At 56.6% G+C, this 18,928-nt stretch carries 18 protein-coding genes and 1 pseudogene; 7 read left to right on the top strand and 12 right to left on the bottom strand.

Going from position 1 to position 18,928, the window contains the following annotated elements; translation table 11 throughout:
- Position 1 precedes the first annotated feature (1 nt).
- The 6 genes from ccoG to NLK58_RS04320 all read right to left on the bottom strand — a co-directional run bounded on the left by ccoG (position 2) and on the right by NLK58_RS04320 (position 6,900).
- Entirely contained in the window at positions 2–1,432 is a 1,431-nt protein-coding gene (gene ccoG / locus NLK58_RS04345) for a cytochrome c oxidase accessory protein CcoG (protein WP_341582142.1), read from the bottom strand.
- Positions 1,433–1,559: 127 nt separating this feature from the next.
- The gene (gene ccoP / locus NLK58_RS04340) at positions 1,560–2,450 is read right to left on the bottom strand and encodes a cytochrome-c oxidase, cbb3-type subunit III (protein ID WP_341582141.1); all 891 of its coding nucleotides are present in this window, start codon (positions 2,448–2,450) and stop codon (positions 1,560–1,562) included.
- Positions 2,447–2,632 carry a cbb3-type cytochrome c oxidase subunit 3 gene (locus NLK58_RS04335; RefSeq protein ID WP_117617436.1) on the bottom strand — a complete coding sequence of 62 codons (186 nt, stop codon included), beginning with the start codon at positions 2,630–2,632 and terminating at the stop codon, positions 2,447–2,449. The genes ccoP and NLK58_RS04335 overlap by 4 nt, the downstream gene beginning before the upstream one ends.
- A 4-nt stretch (positions 2,633–2,636) precedes the next feature.
- Positions 2,637–3,245 carry a cytochrome-c oxidase, cbb3-type subunit II gene (gene ccoO / locus NLK58_RS04330; RefSeq protein ID WP_341582140.1) on the bottom strand — a complete coding sequence of 203 codons (609 nt, stop codon included), beginning with the start codon at positions 3,243–3,245 and terminating at the stop codon, positions 2,637–2,639.
- Positions 3,246–3,260: 15 nt separating this feature from the next.
- Positions 3,261–4,691: a cytochrome-c oxidase, cbb3-type subunit I gene (gene ccoN, locus NLK58_RS04325; RefSeq protein ID WP_341582139.1), complete on the bottom strand. Its 1,431-nt coding sequence runs from the start codon at positions 4,689–4,691 to the stop codon at positions 3,261–3,263.
- Between the two features lie 370 nt (positions 4,692–5,061).
- The gene (locus NLK58_RS04320) at positions 5,062–6,900 is read right to left on the bottom strand and encodes a diguanylate cyclase (RefSeq protein WP_341582138.1); all 1,839 of its coding nucleotides are present in this window, start codon (positions 6,898–6,900) and stop codon (positions 5,062–5,064) included.
- Between the two features lie 184 nt (positions 6,901–7,084).
- Between NLK58_RS04320 and NLK58_RS04315 the strand changes: the two are divergent.
- Positions 7,085–7,240 (top strand): annotated as a pseudogene (locus NLK58_RS04315) (23S rRNA (cytidine(2498)-2'-O)-methyltransferase RlmM); the annotation flags it as partial.
- Here NLK58_RS04315 and NLK58_RS04310 read toward each other — a convergent pair.
- The gene (locus NLK58_RS04310; protein WP_341582137.1) at positions 7,237–7,527 is read right to left on the bottom strand and encodes an antibiotic biosynthesis monooxygenase; all 291 of its coding nucleotides are present in this window, start codon (positions 7,525–7,527) and stop codon (positions 7,237–7,239) included. The pseudogene NLK58_RS04315 and the gene NLK58_RS04310 overlap by 4 nt on opposite strands.
- Before the next feature lie 149 nt (positions 7,528–7,676).
- Between NLK58_RS04310 and NLK58_RS04305 the strand changes: the two genes are divergently transcribed.
- Positions 7,677–7,853 carry a sulfurtransferase TusA family protein gene (locus NLK58_RS04305; protein ID WP_376788079.1) on the top strand — a complete coding sequence of 59 codons (177 nt, stop codon included), beginning with the start codon at positions 7,677–7,679 and terminating at the stop codon, positions 7,851–7,853.
- A gap of 21 nt (positions 7,854–7,874) precedes the next feature.
- On the opposite strand, the gene dsbD is transcribed toward NLK58_RS04305, so the two are convergent.
- Positions 7,875–9,749, bottom strand: a complete 1,875-nt coding sequence (dsbD, locus tag NLK58_RS04300) for a protein-disulfide reductase DsbD (protein ID WP_376788065.1) — start codon at positions 9,747–9,749, stop codon at positions 7,875–7,877.
- A gap of 210 nt (positions 9,750–9,959) precedes the next feature.
- On the opposite strand from dsbD, the gene NLK58_RS04295 reads away from it, so the two are divergent.
- The 3 genes from NLK58_RS04295 to pdxB are packed head-to-tail and all read left to right on the top strand — an operon-like array spanning position 9,960 to position 12,978.
- Positions 9,960–10,484 (top strand): elongation factor P hydroxylase, encoded by a 525-nt coding sequence (locus tag NLK58_RS04295; protein WP_341582134.1) that lies wholly within the window; start codon positions 9,960–9,962, stop codon positions 10,482–10,484.
- 39 nt (positions 10,485–10,523) lie between these two features.
- Positions 10,524–11,810, top strand: coding sequence for a DEAD/DEAH box helicase (locus tag NLK58_RS04290; RefSeq protein WP_117617429.1), 1,287 nt, complete (start codon positions 10,524–10,526; stop codon positions 11,808–11,810).
- Positions 11,811–11,826: 16 nt separating this feature from the next.
- Positions 11,827–12,978, top strand: coding sequence for a 4-phosphoerythronate dehydrogenase PdxB (gene pdxB, locus NLK58_RS04285; protein WP_117617428.1), 1,152 nt, complete (start codon positions 11,827–11,829; stop codon positions 12,976–12,978).
- A gap of 52 nt (positions 12,979–13,030) precedes the next feature.
- On the opposite strand, the gene htpX is transcribed toward pdxB, so the two are convergent.
- The 3 genes from htpX to NLK58_RS04270 all read right to left on the bottom strand — a co-directional run bounded on the left by htpX (position 13,031) and on the right by NLK58_RS04270 (position 15,701).
- The gene (gene htpX, locus NLK58_RS04280) at positions 13,031–13,912 is read right to left on the bottom strand and encodes a protease HtpX (RefSeq protein WP_117617427.1); all 882 of its coding nucleotides are present in this window, start codon (positions 13,910–13,912) and stop codon (positions 13,031–13,033) included.
- A gap of 92 nt (positions 13,913–14,004) precedes the next feature.
- A complete protein-coding gene (locus NLK58_RS04275) occupies positions 14,005–14,475 on the bottom strand; it encodes a hypothetical protein (protein WP_117617426.1) in 471 nt (156 codons plus the stop codon).
- Between the two features lie 11 nt (positions 14,476–14,486).
- Positions 14,487–15,701, bottom strand: a complete 1,215-nt coding sequence (locus tag NLK58_RS04270) for a pyridoxal phosphate-dependent aminotransferase (RefSeq protein ID WP_117617425.1) — start codon at positions 15,699–15,701, stop codon at positions 14,487–14,489.
- Between the two features lie 253 nt (positions 15,702–15,954).
- Between NLK58_RS04270 and NLK58_RS04265 the strand changes: the two genes are divergently transcribed.
- Both NLK58_RS04265 and NLK58_RS04260 read left to right on the top strand, forming a co-directional pair.
- Positions 15,955–16,446 (top strand): glutathione peroxidase, encoded by a 492-nt coding sequence (locus tag NLK58_RS04265; protein ID WP_117617424.1) that lies wholly within the window; start codon positions 15,955–15,957, stop codon positions 16,444–16,446.
- Positions 16,443–16,922, top strand: coding sequence for a MarR family winged helix-turn-helix transcriptional regulator (locus NLK58_RS04260; RefSeq protein WP_205422262.1), 480 nt, complete (start codon positions 16,443–16,445; stop codon positions 16,920–16,922). Before NLK58_RS04265 ends, NLK58_RS04260 begins: the two co-directional genes overlap by 4 nt.
- Here the strand turns inward: NLK58_RS04260 and NLK58_RS04255 are convergent.
- Positions 16,873–18,900: an ATP-binding protein gene (locus NLK58_RS04255; protein WP_117617423.1), complete on the bottom strand. Its 2,028-nt coding sequence runs from the start codon at positions 18,898–18,900 to the stop codon at positions 16,873–16,875. The two genes, NLK58_RS04260 and NLK58_RS04255, sit on opposite strands and share 50 nt — an antisense overlap.
- Positions 18,901–18,928: the final 28 nt, after the last annotated feature.

The following is an 18,928-nucleotide window of genomic DNA, read 5'->3' as shown; positions in this document are numbered from 1 at the left end:
GTCAGCGCGTTGGACCAACAAACCGGCTTTCAGTTTCAAGGTTCAGAGAAGTATCTGTTTCCGATTGGGCCCTGAACAGGATTTCGCTATTCGATTCCATGATGGATTCCGGCGGCACGTCAACAACCGTAGGCACTGACCGGTTTTCCCCGTTTTCCACCGTGACTTTGGTTTCGGTAAGAATCCGGATACCTTCCATGCCGGTCACGGACAGGGAGAAGGTCTGGGGCACCTCGGACATGTTCGAAAGTTTCAGCGTGTAGGAGTTTTCAATCCGGCCTTCGCCGTTAAAGCTATAGAGGGCGCCGCGGTCACGCAGTACATCCAACTGGGCCGGAACCCGGGTTGCAATGGTAAAGATAATCGCCGCGATCATCAATGACAGCACTGCGCCATAACCAAAGGTGCGAGGCCTCATGAGCTTTGACGCCTTGCCTTCCAGTTGGTTCTCTGTGGTATAGCGAATCAGTCCCCGCGGGTAATTCATCTTGTCCATGATTTCGTCGCAGGCATCAATACACAATGCGCAGCCGATGCATTCGTATTGCAGCCCGTCCCTGATATCAATGCCTGTGGGGCAGACCTGCACGCACTGACCGCAGTCAATGCAATCACCCAGGCCGGCTTCTGCAGGATCAACGCCCTTCTTGCGGCCACCCCTTGGCTCGCCCCGGTTCGGGTCGTATGAAACGACACGGGTGTCGGGGTCAAACATCACCGACTGGAAGCGGGCATATGGGCACATGTAGAGGCAAACCTGCTCCCGCATCCAGCCCGCATTCAGGTAAGTGGCAACGGTGAAAAAACCAATCCAGAAGTAGGCCCAGCCATTTGCCTGCAATGTGAAAAGGTCGCCCAGCAGCTCGCGAATAGGGTAGAAGTAGCCAACAAAGGTCAGTCCAGTGGCAAGGGCGATCAACAGCCAGACGGCGTGTTTGGCAGATTTTTTGACCAGTTTCCCGGCTGATCGGGGAGATTTGTCCAGCTTCATGCGCTTGTTACGGCTGCCCTCGATCCGTTCCTCGACCCACATGAAGATAAAGGTCCAGACGGTTTGCGGGCAGGTATAGCCGCACCAGACCCGGCCGAACAGAGTTGTGACGAAGAACAGACCGAAGGCGGCGATAATCAGCGTGCCCGAAAGCAGAATAAAGTCCTTGGGAAAGAAGGTAACGCCGAAGAGGTGGAATTCGCGGGCTGGCAGATCGAAATAAATCAGTGGTTGCCCGTCAAGCGTAATCCAGACAAACAGGAAATACATGCCCATCAGCATGGTCAGGCTGACATTCCGGATTCGCTGAAAGGAGCCTTTAACTTCCTTTACGTAAATTTTCTTGCGGCTGGCGTAGAGTTCGACGGTTCCGGATTTATTGTTGTCGCCGGAGGGATCAGAGGATGGGTCAACCTGTTTGACCGGGATCTCACTGCTCATCGTTACCTCCAGAAAAACGGTAATGCGGGACAACAGGCCCTGGGACTGCTGATCTTTTCAAGCCTGTGCCCGCAGGGCAGACACAGGGTTGAAAAGACCGGACCGGGGCAACCCCCGGCCGGGTGACTCAGTTAGACAGGCTGTATACGTAAGCTGCCAGAATCTGAATCTGATCGTCTGAGAGGCGACCCTGCTGAGCGGGCATCTGATTCTGACGGCCATTCATCACGGTTTCCTTGATCCACTCGTAGTTGGATCCGTACAGCCAGGTGTTGTCGGTCAGATTGGGAGCGCCAACCGCCTGATTACCCTTGCCGTCAGCTCCATGACAGGCAACACATGCCTGAGCGAACACGGCCTTTCCTGCCTCGGCAGCCTCGGCGTCTTGTTCACGACCGCTGAAGCTGAGGACATAATTGACCACCTGGTCGACCTGCTCATTGGTCATGCTGGGCATAACGCCTTTCGCTGGCATGTTACCCATCCGCCCATTGTGGAGGGTCTCCAGAATCTTTTCGGGAGTTCCGCCGTACAGCCAGTCATTGTCGGTCAGGTTGGGAAAGCCAACCTGACCGCGGGCTGCAGAGCCGTGGCAGACCGAACAGTTGTTGGCAAACAGGCGCTGGCCGATTTTCATGGCATCGCTGTTTTCCGCCAGCTGCGGAACCGGCGTCTGGCCGAACTGGGCATAAATCTCGCCGTACTTGTCTTCAGCGGCGGCAATTTCGGCTTCCCACTGATTCGTGGAAGTCCAGCCCAGAAGGCCTTTCCAGTTGCCAAGACCAGGGTACAGGGCAAGGTAGCCGAGCGCGAAAATACAGGTAGCGAGGAACAGATAGAACCACCACTTGGGCAGGGGATTATCGTATTCCTCAATGCCATCAAAGGAATGGCCCATAGTACGGTCGGTTTCGCTATCGGTCGTCTGGCTTTTACGGGTTGCCCAAAGCAGCCACCAGCAGCCAAAAACGGTACCGAGCACGATCACACTGATCCAGATGCTCCAGAAGGTACTCATTGTTTCTTCTCCGTTTTTTCCTGTTCGAGCGTACGCTTTTCCACGTCGTCATCGTCGAAGGGCAGATGGGCTGCCTCCTCGTTGGCCTTCTTGCGGTGGGCGCTGTAGGCCCACCAGACGATTCCAAAAAAAACCGCCATTACCAGAAGAGTGTGAATGCCGCGTAACTCATTAATATCCATGGGTTCACCGTTTTTCTGAAATCACTGTACCCAGCTGTTGCAGGTATGCGACCAGAGCCTCAATTTCAAATTTGCCTTCAACCTGAGCGGATGCGTTGGTAATCTGCTCGTCGGTGTAGGGCACGCCCAGAGTCTGGAGAGTCTCCAGCTTCGCGGCGGTCTTGGTATGGTCTACCTGGTCCTCAAACAGCCACGGGAACGCTGGCATATTCGATTCGGGCACCACACTGCGCGGATTGTAAAGGTGCTGGCGTTGCCAGGCGTCGGAATAACGACCACCTACGCGGGCGAGATCCGGGCCGGTACGTTTGGAACCCCACAGGAACGGGCGGTCGTAAACGAACTCGCCCGCGACAGAGTAATGGCCATACCGCTCGGTTTCCGCACGGAACGGGCGGATCTGCTGGGTATGGCACACGTGGCAGCCTTCACGGATATAGATATCCCGGCCTTCCAGCTCAAGCGCGGACAGGGGCTCAAGGCCCTCCACTGGCTCATTTACGCTCTTCAGGAAGAACAGGGGGACTACTTCGGCAAGAAAGCCACCGCTGATGGTCAGGACGATCAGTACGATCATCAGACCAATATTTTTTTCAACAATTTCGTGTTTCATCTGATCTCTCTCCCGTTACGCAGGCTGTGTTGCCGCATTGTCCTGCGCAACCGCGTCTTTCTGGCGCACGGTCATGTAGACGTTATAGGCCATAACAAGCATACCGCTCAGGAAAATAACGCCACCGAGGAAGCGGACGAAGTAGCCCGGGTACGAGGCTTCCAGGGCTTCAACGAAACTGTAGGTCAGCGTGCCGTCCTGGTTAACTGCACGCCACATCAGGCCCTGCATGATGCCGTTAACCCACATGGCGACGATGTAAAGCACGGTGCCTACTGTCGCAAGCCAGAAATGAGCGTTGATCAGGCTGGTGCTGTACATGGCCCGGACTCCCCAGAGCTTGGGAATCAGGTGGTAAACCGCACCGATACTGATCATGGCAACCCAGCCCAGGGCACCGGAGTGAACATGGCCGATGGTCCAGTCAGTGTTGTGAGAAAGCGCGTTCACCGTCTTGATGGACATCATCGGGCCTTCAAACGTAGACATACCGTAGAAGGACAGGGAAACCACCAGGAAACGCAGGATCGGGTCGGTGCGCAGTTTATGCCAGGCACCTGACAGGGTCATCATGCCGTTGATCATGCCGCCCCACGAAGGCGCAAGCAGGATCAGGGACATCACCATGCCCGCGGTTTGGGCCCAATCCGGCAGGGCAGAGTAGTGCAGGTGGTGACCACCGGCCCAGACATAGGTCGCGATCAGTGCCCAGAAATGAACGATGGACAGACGGTAGGAGTAAACCGGACGGTTGGCCTGCTTGGGGACGAAGTAGTACATCATGCCCAGGAAGCCGGCGGTCAGGAAGAAGCCCACGGCGTTGTGACCATACCACCACTGCATCATGGCGTCGGTGACACCGGCATAGGCAGAGTAGGACTTGAAAGCACTGGCGGGCAGCGCCATGTTGTTGCCAATATGCAAGGCAGCAACCGTGATGATAAACGCACCGTAGAACCAGTTGGCCACATAGATGTGCGGGGTGCTGCGCTTGATGATGGTTCCGAAGAACACCAGAGCGTAACTGACCCAGACAACTGCGATGGCAATATCGATCGGCCATTCCAGTTCAGCGTATTCCTTGGAAGAGGTAAGGCCAAGCGGCAGAGTGATGGCTGCCGAAACGATGATCGCCTGCCAGCCCCAGAAGGTGAACGCTGCCAGTCCATCTGAAATCAGGCGGGCCTGGCACGTACGCTGCACCACATAATAGGCGGTGGCGAACAAGGCACTTCCACCAAAGCCGAAGATGACGGCGTTGGTATGCAGCGGCCGGAGACGGCCGAAGTGGGTAAAGGGCAGGTCGAGGTTGAGGGACGGCCAGACCAGCTGTGCTGCAATCAGCACACCCAGCGCCATACCTACAATACCCCATACCACTGTCATGATGGCGAATTGTCTCACCACCTTGTAGTTGTATGTCAGGTTTGCATTTACTGTGCTCATAGCCTTACCAATGGGTTTAAAGTGGGGAAATATGCGGGCGCAAGTATGGAGAAACCATTAGCTGTTTGCAATGACTCAGGTCAACTCCTGACATCCGTCAAATGCGCCGGAATCAGCAACATGGCTTCCTTTTTATGCCGTTATTGGAGTTGTTCAGCGCCCGGAATGTGTGTTGCCTGGCTAGCAATGATAGACCTTCAAACAGCAGAGGTGAATTCTGTGAGGTTGATTAAGATCAAAGGTTGTGGAAGTCGTGCTTATTTTGGCGCACGGTGCCGGTGCGCCGGCACCGGGAAACGCGGCTATTTGTTGATGAATGTCTGAATTCCCGAGGGCTACGCCAATTCGGTTGCTTCAGACTTCTGTTATTTCAGGCTTCGGTGGCTTCAGAAAACAGCGCGCGGTTGCGGCCCTCGTTTTTCGCGGCATAGAGGGCTTCATCTGCCCGCTCGAAAAGCTGATTCTGGCTTTCGCCGGCACTCAGGGAGGCAATGCCCGCGCTCAGGGTGATCCTGACCTCGGTTCCATCGGGTGATGTCAGTGGTGTATTGGCGATGTCCGCGAGTAATGTCTCGCAGACTTTTCGTGCTCCGGCGGCGTCTGTTCCCGGTAGCAGGAGCGCGAACTCCTCGCCGCCAAACCGTATAGCAATATCCCGCGGGCGTTTCACATGCCGGGTCAGCATTTCGGCAATAAACTGAAGGCAGACATCCCCAAAGCTGTGGCCCCAGGTGTCGTTGATCGTTTTGAAATGATCGGCATCTACCAGTGCCAGGGTCAGTGTATGGCCCGTGCGGCGCGCCTCGGCACACAATTCAGGGAAAATGTTATCCAGGTGCCTTCGGTTGTGCAGCCCGGTCAGGGCATCGTTCGTGCTCAGCGCCGACAGCTGGCGGTTGGCCTTTTCAAGCTCCCGCATGATGCTCCTCAGTTGTGCGGTACGCTCATGCACTTTGAACTCAAGCTCGGTGCGTGCGTTATGCTCCACTTCCAGCAACTTCTGATTGAGCAGCCGCCACCGTTGCACCATGGCATAGTTCAGAAGAATGACCTGTCCACCGACCGCAAACTGCATCAGCGCTTCCCGGGCCAGGAAGTCGGTCAGATAGCCGAACGCCGCCAGTGCATAGATCAGCCCGCCAATCAGCATCACCAGCCAGGCCAGCAGGTACCACAGGGCCGGCTGATAGCCTTGTTTCCAGCGAACAGCAGCGATGACAAAGAGGCTTGAAATGACGGTCAGTGCCAGCACGGTGTTCAGCACAATGGTTTTGCTATACGGCAGAACCAGCGTCAGCGCAAGAAATCCGACGCAGGACCAGGCCAGGGTTTTCAGCGCGGTTTCCGAGGTGGTTCCCCTGGAGACTTCCAGGAATGAACGGCCAAAAAGTGTCATGGCCAGCGCGGAAAGGGTCAGGGACAGGGGAATGGACATGTTGGCAAAGCCAGTACTATTGGGCCAGAAATACTGGTTGGCAAACCCGCCCATGGCAAACAGAAACAGCCCGAGGGCGGCCATATAAAAGGCGTTGTAAAAGTAGTAAGCCGTTCCGGAGCTGAAGAAAAGCAGCAGATTGAACACGGCAAACACCAGTAACGCCCCGTAGAACAGTCCGTGGGTCAGGGTCAGGTGATTGCTGCCGGCAATCACTTCCGCCGGGGTTTCCAGGCTCAGCGGAACATTCAGTGCTCCGCTGCTGTGAACCCTGAGGGTAATCGAGCGGGTTTCGCCGGCATCCAGTGTGACGGGCAGCAGAAAATACCGGTAGTCTATCCCACGAGAAGAAAACGGGTGCTGATCCCCGGTTACGATGGACTCTGTAGTATCATCCCCCGTTTGCCAGAAGGTGATTTCATCGAGCAGGGGGTAGTTGAGTTTCAGGTACCACAGGCTACGCTCCGCCCCGGAGTTCCGGATATGCAGATGAATCCAGTACACCGATTTCGTGGCGCTGAAGACCAAGTCCCGGCCATGTGCCGGTGTCCATGCAAGATTCTCCGGAAGTTGCTCGGGCCTGGATGCATTGTGGGCAGGTTCGCCGGGCGGCGCACTGTAGAAGCAGATGTACTGCATCAGCGAATTGCGCGCTCCGCTGTCCGTTGCCTCAAGCGTCGGACACCCGGTCCTGAGTGAGCCGGAATTTGCCGTTGCCAGGGCAGGGAACAGCGAAAGACTCAGGATGGCAAACAGGCGCATAATCAGCGACATTTGGTACTTCCTGCGGATATCAGAGCAGGAAGTGTAGCCTGAGAAGACAATCAGCGCTGTTAAACAGATTCAACTTTTGCGGGTTGGCTTTCAGTTCGTATCTTTCAGGTATTGCATGGAACAGATTCTCCAGTTTTTTGCCAGCCCGGGTTCGAAATCGAAGCCGGCCGTGAAATGGCAGACTCAGCTGCCGATGAAGAAGCGCTATGACGAGTGGGTGATCTGCCGTGATATTCTGGTAAACGGGCTCAGGGAGGCGGGCATCGGTTTTCGTTTGAAGGCCCGCCATCCCTACCATGATCGTGAGGAAACCACCTGTTTCATTGAGCGGACAGGTTAAAAGACGCTCTGCTCCAGAACAGTAATGTGCTCCTCGTGGTCCATCATGGGAACTAATTCAAGCATGAGGTCACGGCGTTCCTCGGAGTGAAACCAGCGGTCCCAGTCTGCCTCGGACCGCCAGTTTGCCAGGGTAATGCGGTGATTGGGGTCGTGACTGTCGATCAGTGTTTCTCCCGAAATGAAGCCGGGGGCGCTGACCGCCTGCTGCAAAACCATGCGAGAGCGCTCTTCGTAGGCTGATTCCAGTGATTCAGCAATGTGACGTTCAATCAGAACCCGGATCATGGCAAACCTCCACGTACTTTAACTGTTATAAACAATAATTTAGCAGGTATTTCCAAAAAATCAGCTCAAACGACAGGAGATAGGGCTTGAGTGCATCTGAGTACGACGCTGAACTGGACGCCCGTGGTCTTTTCTGCCCGGAACCGGTGATGATGTTACACAATCGCATAAACGATGTGGAGCCTGGTGGCGTCTTGCGGGTCGTTGCCACGGATCCCTCCACCACACGGGATATTCCAAGATTCTGCCAGTTCCTGGGGCATGAATTGGTCGGTCGGGCGGAGTCCGGCGATCTGTTCATCTACCTGATACGCAGAGGCACATAGAGAGGCCAATAAAGCGCGCCTTTAGACTTCCGGGCGCAGCTTCCGGAGGTGGCTCAGGAACTCGTCGCGGTTCATCTCACCCAGCACCCTCCGTTGGGGCAACTCCTCGCCGTCGCTGCGGTAGAACAGAATAGCCGGCGGCCCGAACAGGCCCAGTTCATCAAGCATGGCCTGCTGCTCGGGCGTGTTGTCCGTTATGTCGATCTGCAGCAGCGTGAAGGGGGCGAGAGCCTGAATGACATCCGGCTGGCTGAAGACGTTGCGCTCCATGACCTTGCAGGAAATGCACCAGTCGGCGTAGAAGTCCAGTACCACCGGACGTTCCTGCTCCCGGGCTTGTCTGAGCATGGCCCTTATTTCAGCAGGCTGTTCCACCCGCTGAAAATCCGCGTGCTGCGCACTGATGACCGTGCCACCGTATCCGGCGGATGCGCTTGCCGTGGTAAAGGGTGCCAGTGGTTTGAACGGGTCGTTGGCGCCGCTGACCGCACCGGCAAGCAGGGCCAGGCCGTAGGCAAACAGAACCAGGCCAAGGCCTTTGCGCGTGCGTTCCCAGCCTGCCTTTGCCGCATCAAACGCCCCGATCTGAACACCGGTGATGGCAATCAGCAGCCCCCACAGCGTCAGCGCCAGCCAGCCCGGCACCAGGCGTTCAACCAGCCAGATCGCCACCGCCAGCAACATAACGCCATAGAAGTGTTTTACCGCCGTCATCCAGTGCCCGGTGGTTGGCAGCACTTTTCGGCCGCCAACGGCAACCAGAATCAGTGGAATTCCCATCCCGAGGCCAAGCGCGAAGAGGGCGATACCTCCGATGACGGCATCCTGGGTTGTAGAGATATAAAGGAGGCTGCCGGCCAGCGGGGCCGACACGCACGGAGAAACGACCAATGCCGACAGTGCGCCGATGCCGAATATGCTGACAACCCGGCTGCCCGTGAGACGATGGCTGGCATCGTTGAGAGGTTCGCGGATAAACCGGGGCAGCTGAATCTCGAACAGATCGAACATGGAGAGCGCAAATATCACGAACATCAGGGCGAATATGCTCAACACCCAGGGCGATTGCAGTTGCGACTGCAGGTTAAAGCTGGCACCTAGCAAGCCGGTCAGAACCCCGGCTGCGGCATAGGTCAACGCCATACCCAGAACATAGCTGCATGAAAGGAGCAGGGCATGGCCGGTGGTAGAGGTATTTCTGCCGGAAACCAGCGTTGAAATGATCGGCACCATGGGCAGAACACAGGGCGTAAAAGTCAGCCCCAGGCCAAGGAGCAGAAAGACGCCGGCAATCACCAGGGTGGACTGCCCAGCGAGGAAGCCCGCAAGGCCCGTCGCGGTCTCGGTGTTCACCGGTCCCTGGTTTGCGGTGCCGTCGACACCTCCGGTGGAAACAGTCTGGGATCCGGCACTGGGGCTACCCCGGTAGAACAGGACGTCCCGGGTCTGGGGCGGGTAACACAAGCCGGCCTTTGCGCAACCCTGATAAGTCACCTGCAGTTGGGCTTCCCGAACGCCTTCGGGCAGCGTGACCGGAACCCGGGCTTCCACCGGGTCAAAGAATACGGTGGATTTTCCAAAAAAATCGTCTTCAATGTCCGTGCCGGGCCTGGAGTATACCGGGTCGCCAATGCGGACGCCCGGGTCCGTGGCCTCAACGCTGATCCTGTCACGGTATAGATAGTGGCCAGGGGTGATTTCCCAGGTCAGCACCACGCTGCCATTGTCGGTTGCGAAGCTGAATGGCAGAGCTTCGTCTACCGGGAGAAATTCGTTGGCCTGACCGCCGAACAGGGAACTCCCGCCGGTGCCCAGTGCCCAGGCCGGGTTGGCTGTTGACAGGAACAGGGCGAATGCCAGGATCAGAGTTAGTGGGTTCGCCCATTGGCGTTTCATCTTCGTTACTGCAGAGAAAGCCGTCATTGATCGTAGAGATTCCAGGTTAGTGTCTGATTCGGCCGGACTGTCGCGGTGCGATTGCCACTGGCAGGCCGGTTTGCCACGCCTGCTGTGGACACGGGGCACCTGTCAAAGTTCCCTCTGGTATTGGCGGCAGTAAAGCCGCACAATAGCCAGCCAATGAACCACAGTCCAGATGATCTTATCATGCTGTTTAATGACCTGTTCCGGGAAGCATACCGGACCGAGTTGGTTAAAGGCAGCGATGAACCTGAATACATACCGGAGAGCGGGCCGAACCGGCCGGCACGGGTCGTTTTTGCTCACGGCTATTATGCCAGTGCTTTACATGAAATAAGCCACTGGTGTATTGCTGGTGAGTACCGGCGCACACTTCATGACTATGGTTACTGGTACTGTCCGGATGGCCGTACACCGCAACAGCAACAGGCATTCGAGCAGGTGGAAGTGAAACCCCAGGCCATCGAATGGTTGTTTTCCCTGGCCTCGGGGTCCCGCTTCCACATCAGTGTGGACAACCTTTCCGGAGGTGGCGCCTCAAATGAAGAGCGCTTCCGCCGGAATGTGCGGACGCAGGCGAGCGAGTTCCTGGAACGCGGGCTGCCGACCCGTGCACAGGTTTTTTTTGTCGCGCTGGCAACATTTTATGGAACCGGAGAAATCCTCGGGGAGCGCTGGCGTGAAGATGCCCGGCGCATCGCTCCGCTATAAAATTCTGAATCAGGACATTTGCAGGAAAACTGAGACTCTATGACATCTGACCCAAAACACACCGGCGATCTGAGATTCAGTGATCTGAACCTCGACAAGCGTTTGCTGGATGCGATTACGGCCATTGGTTTTGAATTTTGCACCCCGATTCAGGCAGAAACACTGCCCTGGACACTAGCCTGTGAAGATCTGATCGGCCAGGCCCAGACGGGTACCGGTAAGACTGCAGCCTTCCTGATCACGGCTATCCAGAGTCTTTTGGAAACGCCGATTCCGGAAACGGACCGGTGCGCCTCAGAGCCCCGGGTTCTTGCCCTGGCGCCAACTCGCGAGCTGGCCATGCAGATTGCCAAGGACGCTGAGCAGCTGTGCCAGCACACCGGCCACAACGTAGTCACGGTGGTGGGCGGCATGCACTATGACAAACAGCGCGATCAGTTGCAGAATGAGATTGTCGATATTCTCGTTGCCACCCCCGGCCGCCTCATTGATTTCCTGGGCTCCCAGGACGTGTTCCTCGATCAGATCGATATCCTGATCCTGGATGAAGCCGACCGTATGCTCGATATGGGGTTTATTCCGGATGTGAAGCGGATTATCCGCAAGTGCACGCCCAAGGACGAGCGCCAGACACTGTTGTTCAGTGCCACCTTTAACCAGGATGTGCTGAACCTTGCATCAATGTGGACCAGCAATGCCGAGTTCGTGGAAATCGAGCCCGAACAGAAAACGGCCGAGCGGGTAGAGCAGACGGTTTACCTGGTGGGCGATGACGAAAAGCTGCCGGTGTTGGTGAATTTCCTCAAACGCCCGGAAGTGGAAAAAGCCCTGGTATTTGCCAACCGGCGTGACCAGTGCCGCGACCTGGAAGAAGATCTCAGGAATCAGGGCGTGAAAGTGGCCCTGATGTCCGGTGAAATTGCTCAGAACAAGCGCCTCAAAACCCTCGATCAGTTCAAGAAGGGCAGTATTCAGGTGTTGGTTGCCACCGACGTTGCTGGCCGTGGTATTCATGTGAACGGTGTCACCCACGTTTTCAACTACAATCTTCCGGACAATGCCGAGGACTATGTCCATCGCATTGGCCGCACCGGCAGGGCTGGCAAGCATGGGGTTTCAATCAGTTTTGCCGGTGAGGATGACTCTTTCTCACTGCCGGCCATCGAGACTTACATCAGCCAGAAGCTGAAAACCGCTGTGCCTGATGAAGCGCTCATGGCGGCCATGGACAATCCGCCGATTACCCGCAAGCGTGGTCGCCGCCCTCAGGGGCAGGGTGGCCGCGGTGGTCAGGGCGGTCGCAATCAGCGTCAGCGCAGGAACTGACAGGCCGGACATCATTATGTTGATCGTAGCAGACGAAAACATTCCGTTACTGGACTCCTTTTTTGGCGATATCGGTGAGATCAGACGTGTTTCCGGCCGCTCCATGACTGCCGGCGAGGTCCGCGCTGCCGATATCCTGCTGGTCCGTTCCGTTACCCGGGTAAACCGTGAGCTGCTTGAAGGCAGCCGCGTGCGTTTCGTGGGTACGACCACGATTGGCACCGACCACGTGGATCGGGACTGGCTCGAACAGCAAGGTATCCGGTTTTCCGCAGCGCCCGGCTGCAATGCCAACAGTGTTGCCGAGTACGTGCTGTCTGTTCTGTCTCTTTATGCCGAGAAGCGGGGGCTGATCGACTGGTCGCGGCTCAGTGTCGGTATTGTCGGTGTGGGTAACGTTGGTGGCGAGTTGGCGCGTAAACTGGAACGCCTTGGCTTTGACGTGCGGCTTTGCGATCCGCCAAGAGCAGACCTGGGCGAAGAAGGCCAGGAGTTTGTGTCCCTCGAAGAGGCCATGAAGTGCGATGTAGTTACCTTGCACACACCGTTAACCCGTGAGAGTAACCATCCGACGTTCCACATGGTTGGCGAACAGGAGCTGGATAGTCTGGGTGCAGGTCAGTTGCTTATCAACGCCGGCAGAGGCGGGGTTATCGACTCATCAGCCCTGCTGGCGCGTCTCGGTAAGAGCAATGTGCCCACCGTGGTACTGGATGTCTGGGAGCAGGAGCCAAGAATCCACCCTGAACTCGTTGATCAGGTATGGCTGGCAACACCGCATATCGCCGGGCACAGCCTGGAGGGGAAGGTTCAGGGCACGGAAATGATTTATCAGGCGCTGAGCCAGTTCCTTGGGTTGCCGGTTCGCAAAAAGGCGGGCCAGTTTCTGCCGGAGCCGGCACTTAGCAAAATTTCTTTTACCAGCTCCGCGGAGGAGGAAGATGCAATCCGCATTGCATTGAGGGCATGCTATGATCCCCGCCGGGACGATATCCGGCTTCGGAACGCCATGAGCGGTTCGGTTGAGGAGCGAGGGGCAGCATTTGACCGACTTCGTCGTGACTACCCGGTGCGTCGGGAGTGCTCCAGCCTCAAGATCCAGCTGAAGGGAACGAGTAAATCCCTGCAGGACAGTTTCCGGGCCATAGGGTTCAAGCTGAAGATCTGATCAGTAGTGTTGGCAGGAAAGAAAAAACCGGGGCAGTGCCCCGGTTTTCTGTTTACAGCTTTGCGCTCTGCAAGGCCTGGATGCGGTCTTCCAGCGGAGGGTGCGTCATAAAGAGTGCGCTCAATCCGCCCCGGGCGCCGCGGTTGATGCCGAACGCCTGCAGGGTGTCGGGCATCTGGTCCGGGACCTCACTCTCCTGCCTGAGCCGCGCCAGTGCGCTGATCATCGCCGAGCGCCCGGCCAGTTGTGCTCCAGCGATGTCGGCCCGGAACTCCCGGCGGCGCGAGAACCAGAACACAATGGTGCTGGCGAGGATCCCCAGTACGATTTCGGCCACGATACTGACTGCAAAAAAACCGAGACCATAGCCGCTCTCATTCTTGAACACCACACGGTCAACGAAAGAACCTATCACTCGTGCCGCGAATATTACGAAGGTGTTCACCACCCCCTGAATCAGCGCCAGGGTCACCATATCACCGTTGGCTACATGGCCGATTTCGTGGCCAAGCACTGCCCGGATCTCATCTTTGTTGAAGCGTTGCAGCAGGCCTTCGCTCACTGCCACTAACGCGTCATTCCTGTTCCATCCCGTGGCAAAAGCATTCGACTGTGACGCCGGAAAGATGGCCACTTCAGGCATGCCAATACCGGCGTTTTTGGCCATTTCAGCGACCGTCCCGACCAGCCAACGCTCGGCGGGTGTTCTCGGAGATTCAATGACCTTCGCCTTGGTGCTCCACTTGGCCATGGGCTTCGATAGGAGCAAGGAGACGATGGCGCCGGCAAACCCGAAGATAGTGGCGAAAGCCAGTAGCGAGCCATACTGAATGCCGTTCTGGGCCAGGTAGCTGTCCACCCCCAGCAGTCGCAGCGTGAAGCTGGCGACAAGGATCACGGCAAGGTTGGTTGCCAGAAACAGCAGAATACGCATGTTAGGTCCCTGTTCTGTCCGTCACGAAAAAAACCGGTGTTCAGACCGATATATATGGCTCGGGTTCAATCAATCAACGCTCTTACGTCGATTTAATAATTGCCACTGTCAGCAAAGAAGACCGCCTGCATTGCCTGACTGATGCGGCCGGAGTTGCCGCTTCTGAGTACGGTGCGCACCAGGTGGATATGGGTGGAAAGATCGTCCTGAACCGAGGGGGGCAGGGTGCTGACGGATCCCCCATCCGCAATTCCCAGTTCCCGGGTCAGAGACGCCGGTGCCGGAGCGCTCAGGCGGATAAACGCACCCCGTGTCAGGACCGCCTGGTCCAGCGCTTCCTGACGAATGGTATCAACATACCGAAGCAGGCCTTCCTCGGCGAGCCAGAGCAGCGCGCCAAAGCAGGCCATATGTCGCTTGCTGTGCAGGCCGAACTCGTCGGGTTCATCGGGCCCGGCAATATCTTCAACAAACAGGTTTATTCGCCTCGGGAAGGCGCCATAAAGTTGAACAAGAGCAATTGCAGCATCCTTGTAGAATTCCTCGACGTGAAGATCCGCCATGATGAGCCCCGTTACTGCTGGTATTTGCCCAGGAAGTTTCCGAGCCGGCCCATGGCGTCTTCCAGGGTGTCCTCCCGGGGCAGGAAAACCACCCTGAGATGCTGCCTGTCATCGATATTGAACGCTGAGCCCTGTACCAGAAGGATTTTTTCCTGCAGCAGAAGATCCAATACCAGCTTTTCATCATTAACGATGGGGAAGCGCTTGGGATCCAGCTTCGGGAACAGATAGAGCGCGCCCTGGGGTTTGACGCAGCTTACGCCCGGAATATCGTTGAGCATCCGCCAGGCCGTCTCCCGTTGCTCGTAGAGCCGTCCGCCCGGGGCTACCAGGTCATTGATGGACTGATACCCGCCCAGTGCAGTCTGGATGGCCAGTTGGGCGGGCACGTTGGCACACAGGCGCATGTTGGAGAGCATCTCAATGCCCTCGGTCAGGTCCTTGGCGCGGTGTTTGGCACCGCTGACAATCATCCAGCCTGAGCGGTAACCGGCCGCCCGGTAGTTCTTTGAAAGGCCGTTATAGGTGAAGAACAGAACATCGTCGGCCAGTGAAGCGGTGGAAATGTGCTGGGTGCCGTCGTAGAGAATCTTGTCGTAGATCTCGTCGGACAGAACGATCAGGTTGTGCTCGCGGGCAAGCTCGATCACCTGTTCAAGCAGTTCTTTTGAGTAGACGGCACCGGTCGGGTTGTTCGGGTTAATCAGCACAATTGCCCGCGTACGACGGGTAATCTTTTTACGAATATCGTCAATATCCGGGAACCAGTCCTGCTGTTCGTCACAGCGATAATGCACCGGTTTGCCGCTGGACAGGGTAACAGCCGCTGTCCAGAGCGGGTAATCCGGTGCCGGGATCAATACTTCATCGCCAGTATTGAGCATCGCCTGCATGGTCATGACAATCAGTTCGCTGACGCCGTTGCCAAGAAAGATGTCGTCAATATCGACCTTGTCGATACCTCGCTGCTGGCAATAGTGCATCACAGCCTTGCGGGCGGAGAACAGGCCCTTTGATTCCACGTAGCCCTGGGCCAGGTGCATGTTGTAGATAACGTCCTGCTGGATTTCTTCCGGCACATCCAGCTCAAATGTGGCCGGGTTGCCAATGTTCAACTTGAGGACCCGGTGGCCTTCTTCTTCCAGTCGACGTGCTTCCCGCAGAACTACGCCACGTATTTCATAACACACGTTATCCAGTTTGGCGGATTTATAGTAGTTCTGCATAGGACCCGGGCTTCCTTCTTGTGAGATCGGAAAATGACGCCTGCCAAAACGACAGGCCTTTATTCTAGCGGAGCGACGGTCGGCGGCAACAGGGGAATTATGATGAATTGTGTCGTGTTCAGGCAGATTTACAATGCAAAGCTGAACCGGTTTGTAAAAGTGCGTCCCGGGAGGCCTGCACGGACATGGTTTTTTTAACTAAATTGTGCACAATATAAATGTGGAAAAGATAAATTCATTATGGGAGAGTCCGATGGCTGGCAACACGATATACGACTTCGAAGTACGGGATATCCAGGGCAATGAGAAAAGCATGGCAGACTATCGGGGAAAGGTGCTCCTGATTGTTAACACCGCCAGTAAATGTGGATTCACACCGCAATTCGAGGGTCTGCAATCGCTCCATACTGAGCTGGGGGGTAAGGGGTTCGAAGTGCTGGGCTTTCCCTGCAACCAGTTCCTTAACCAGGATCCGGGTGATGACGACGCGATCAGCCAGTTCTGTAGCCTGAATTATGGGGTGGATTTCCCGATGTTTTCCAAGATTGAAGTCAATGGCGATGGCGCCCATCCGCTGTTCCGGTTTCTCAAGCGCGAGGCCAAAGGCCTGATGGGGTCAGAAAACGTGAAATGGAACTTCACCAAGTTCCTGGTCGGCCCCGATGGAAAGGTAGTCCGCCGCTATCCGCCCACAACCAAACCCGAGGATATTCGGGCTGACATCGAGAAGTTACTGCCGGCATGACAGCACAGAGTGACCCGTTGAGCGACATGCTGAGTGTCGATAACCAGATCTGCTTCGCATTATACGTTGCAAACCGGGCGGTAACCGCTCGTTATCGTCCACTGCTGGTGGACCTTGGCCTCACTTATCCGCAGTATCTGGTGATGCTGGTGCTTTGGGAGCAGGCAAGAAACGGATGGCTAACGAGGGTTTCTGATCTGGGAGCGCGGCTTCGACTGGACTCGGGAACCCTGACACCGTTGCTGAAGCGCCTGGCGGACCGTGGGCTGGTCATCCGACAACGGAACCTGGATGACGAGCGGGTGGTGACGGTAGCGTTGACCAAAGCTGGGCATGACTTGCGAGAGCAAGCCGGGCAGATTCCCGGGCGCCTCTTGTGCGGTATTGATGTCGAGCCGGGCCGGCTGGTTGCGCTCCGGGATGAGCTCAGGCAGGTCCTGAGTGTTCTGGAGCACCAGGTGGGCGCCAGCGATTGATCACTGCCCTGAGCTCGTCACATTTATAGGGCTTGGTGATGTAATCATTCATTCCTGATGCCAGGCAGTCCTCCCGGTCTCCCTGCATCACGTTGGCAGTAACGGCAATGATGGGCAGGTTCTTCCAGTCCGGGTTCTGGCGTATCCGTTGCGTTGCCGCATAACCGTCCATCACGGGCATCTGACAGTCCATCAGCACCATGTCATAATGCTTTCGCTCCAGCGCATGGATGGCTTCCTCGCCATTCTCTGCGTGGTCTGTCCGGTGACCAAGCTTTTTGAGCAGGCTCGTGGCCACCAGTTGATTGACCTGATTGTCTTCTACAAGAAGAATCGACAGCGGCTGATCGGTGTCGGTTTGCGATGGCTCCGGAGTGATGCCGAGACGGTTTTTCGGGGAAGCCACGCTTTCAGCGTCTGCTGGCCCGGCATCATGGACCGCCAACGGCAGGATAACGGTGAAGTGGGTGCCGCTGCCCTCCCGGGAGTCCACCAGGATCTGGCCATGCATTCGTTCCACCAACTGGCGGCAGAGCGTCAGCCCAAGACCGGTCCCGCCATAAAGTCGGGTGGTGTCCGCGTCGGCCTGGGAGAAAGGTGAGAATATCCTGTCCAGACCCTCTTTTGACATGCCAATCCCGGTATCTACCACGCCGATTCTGAGACTGCCGCCAGAATAGCCCGCCCGGATTCGGACGCCGCCCTCGTCAGTAAATTTGATGGCGTTGCTCAACAGGTTATTGAGCACCTGCCGGACCCGGGTCGGATCGCCCAGAAAACTCTCCGGGAGATCCGGATCTATTTCGTTAATCAGGTAAATATTCTTGCGACGGGCTTGTTGGGTATGGAGCGTTGCGCATTCCTCGATCAGCTGCCGGACGCTGAACGGGATGTTTTCGAGGCTAAGCTTGCCGGCTTCAACCTTCGAAATGTCCAGTATATCGTTCAGAAGCTCCAGCAGGTTCTCTCCGGCATTCAGGGCGATCTCCAGTCGGTTGCGCTCAGCGGAATCAAGATCTCCCTCCAATGCCAGACCAAGCAGCCCCAGAACGCCATTCAGGGGAGTACGGATCTCGTGGCTCATGCTGGCCAGGAAACTGGCTCTCGCCCGGGCGCGGCGTACGGCGTCTTCCTTCGCTTTCACCAGGGCGCGGTTACCCCGTTGCAGGGCCTGATTTTTCTCGGAGATTTCCCGGGTGCGGTCTTCAACTTCCTGCTCAAGCTGAGTGGAGTAGTTCTTCATGGCGCTCTCGGCATGCCGGAGTTGCGCCAGACTGGCATCCATGGTTTCAAGGTGCTGGTTGATGACGCCAACCATGGTTCCGATCTCGTCTTCCCGATGGTTGTGCGGTATTGGCAACCTGACTTTCTCCGGAGAATTTGCGCGCACCTGGCTGAGGGCACTGATGACATTGAGCATGGGGCGGGTGAGCACGAAATAGAAAATCAGAAACAGCGCGGCGGACAGGATGAGGGTTTTGAATAGCCCGCTCATGAGAGTGTAGCCGGCCCGCTCAAGAAACTGAGCGCCATAGTGGAAGGTATCGATGGTGACAACGAGTTCTCCGAGGGGTAGATCCTCAAGCTGAGGCACTCTCAGCTCATGCCTGAAAACCCGGTCTGAGCCGAACAGAAGATCGCTGACCCAGCGGTAGGACGACGTCGGGCTGCTTTTGCTGGAAGCCGCCATGGGCTCGTTGTCGCTGTCGATAATTCGGGCGTCGATTGTCGCCGGGTGTCTGAGCAGGCCATCCAGCAATTCTTCCGCCAGCCGGATGTCGATGTTGTAGGCAATCTGGGACGCCGGGCTGGTACTGATGTCCATCAGGGCGTGGATTTCGCTTTCCAGGGATTCCCTGGCGCTAAAATAATCCAGGGTGATCTGGATAAAATTGAGCACCAGCCCCAAGGCCATGGCAACCAGTACGGTGTCACGGGTGAGTCGGTAGGAAAGCCGCTGCTTGAAGCGTTTGCTCACGGGTATGCACTGTCCCTGTTGGCGGGCC

This window comes from Marinobacter metalliresistant (assembly GCF_038098645.1).
GTDB classification, from domain to species: domain Bacteria; phylum Pseudomonadota; class Gammaproteobacteria; order Pseudomonadales; family Oleiphilaceae; genus Marinobacter; species Marinobacter metalliresistant.
Note: the sequence above shows the minus strand (reverse complement) of the source record. Positions and strands in the feature narration are given on the sequence as shown.

What these genes read in the sequence shown, in the direction of transcription:
- NLK58_RS04305 (WP_376788079.1), top strand. Translation starts at nt 7,677, where the DNA reads ATGATGTTACACAATCGCATAAACGATGTGGAGCCTGGTGGCGTCTTG.
- ccoO (WP_341582140.1), bottom strand. Translation starts at nt 3,245, where the DNA reads ATGAAACACGAAATTGTTGAAAAAAATATTGGTCTGATGATCGTACTG.
- NLK58_RS04335 (WP_117617436.1), bottom strand. Translation starts at nt 2,632, where the DNA reads ATGGATATTAATGAGTTACGCGGCATTCACACTCTTCTGGTAATGGCG.
- NLK58_RS04295 (WP_341582134.1), top strand. Translation starts at nt 9,960, where the DNA reads ATGCTGTTTAATGACCTGTTCCGGGAAGCATACCGGACCGAGTTGGTT.
- pdxB (WP_117617428.1), top strand. Translation starts at nt 11,827, where the DNA reads ATGTTGATCGTAGCAGACGAAAACATTCCGTTACTGGACTCCTTTTTT.
- NLK58_RS04290 (WP_117617429.1), top strand. Translation starts at nt 10,524, where the DNA reads ATGACATCTGACCCAAAACACACCGGCGATCTGAGATTCAGTGATCTG.
- NLK58_RS04320 (WP_341582138.1), bottom strand. Translation starts at nt 6,900, where the DNA reads ATGTCGCTGATTATGCGCCTGTTTGCCATCCTGAGTCTTTCGCTGTTC.
- ccoG (WP_341582142.1), bottom strand. Translation starts at nt 1,432, where the DNA reads ATGAGCAGTGAGATCCCGGTCAAACAGGTTGACCCATCCTCTGATCCC.
- ccoN (WP_341582139.1), bottom strand. Translation starts at nt 4,691, where the DNA reads ATGAGCACAGTAAATGCAAACCTGACATACAACTACAAGGTGGTGAGA.
- NLK58_RS04275 (WP_117617426.1), bottom strand. Translation starts at nt 14,475, where the DNA reads ATGGCGGATCTTCACGTCGAGGAATTCTACAAGGATGCTGCAATTGCT.
- dsbD (WP_376788065.1), bottom strand. Translation starts at nt 9,749, where the DNA reads ATGAAACGCCAATGGGCGAACCCACTAACTCTGATCCTGGCATTCGCC.
- NLK58_RS04265 (WP_117617424.1), top strand. Translation starts at nt 15,955, where the DNA reads ATGGCTGGCAACACGATATACGACTTCGAAGTACGGGATATCCAGGGC.
- ccoP (WP_341582141.1), bottom strand. Translation starts at nt 2,450, where the DNA reads ATGAGTACCTTCTGGAGCATCTGGATCAGTGTGATCGTGCTCGGTACC.
- NLK58_RS04260 (WP_205422262.1), top strand. Translation starts at nt 16,443, where the DNA reads ATGACAGCACAGAGTGACCCGTTGAGCGACATGCTGAGTGTCGATAAC.
- htpX (WP_117617427.1), bottom strand. Translation starts at nt 13,912, where the DNA reads ATGCGTATTCTGCTGTTTCTGGCAACCAACCTTGCCGTGATCCTTGTC.
- NLK58_RS04310 (WP_341582137.1), bottom strand. Translation starts at nt 7,527, where the DNA reads ATGATCCGGGTTCTGATTGAACGTCACATTGCTGAATCACTGGAATCA.
- NLK58_RS04270 (WP_117617425.1), bottom strand. Translation starts at nt 15,701, where the DNA reads ATGCAGAACTACTATAAATCCGCCAAACTGGATAACGTGTGTTATGAA.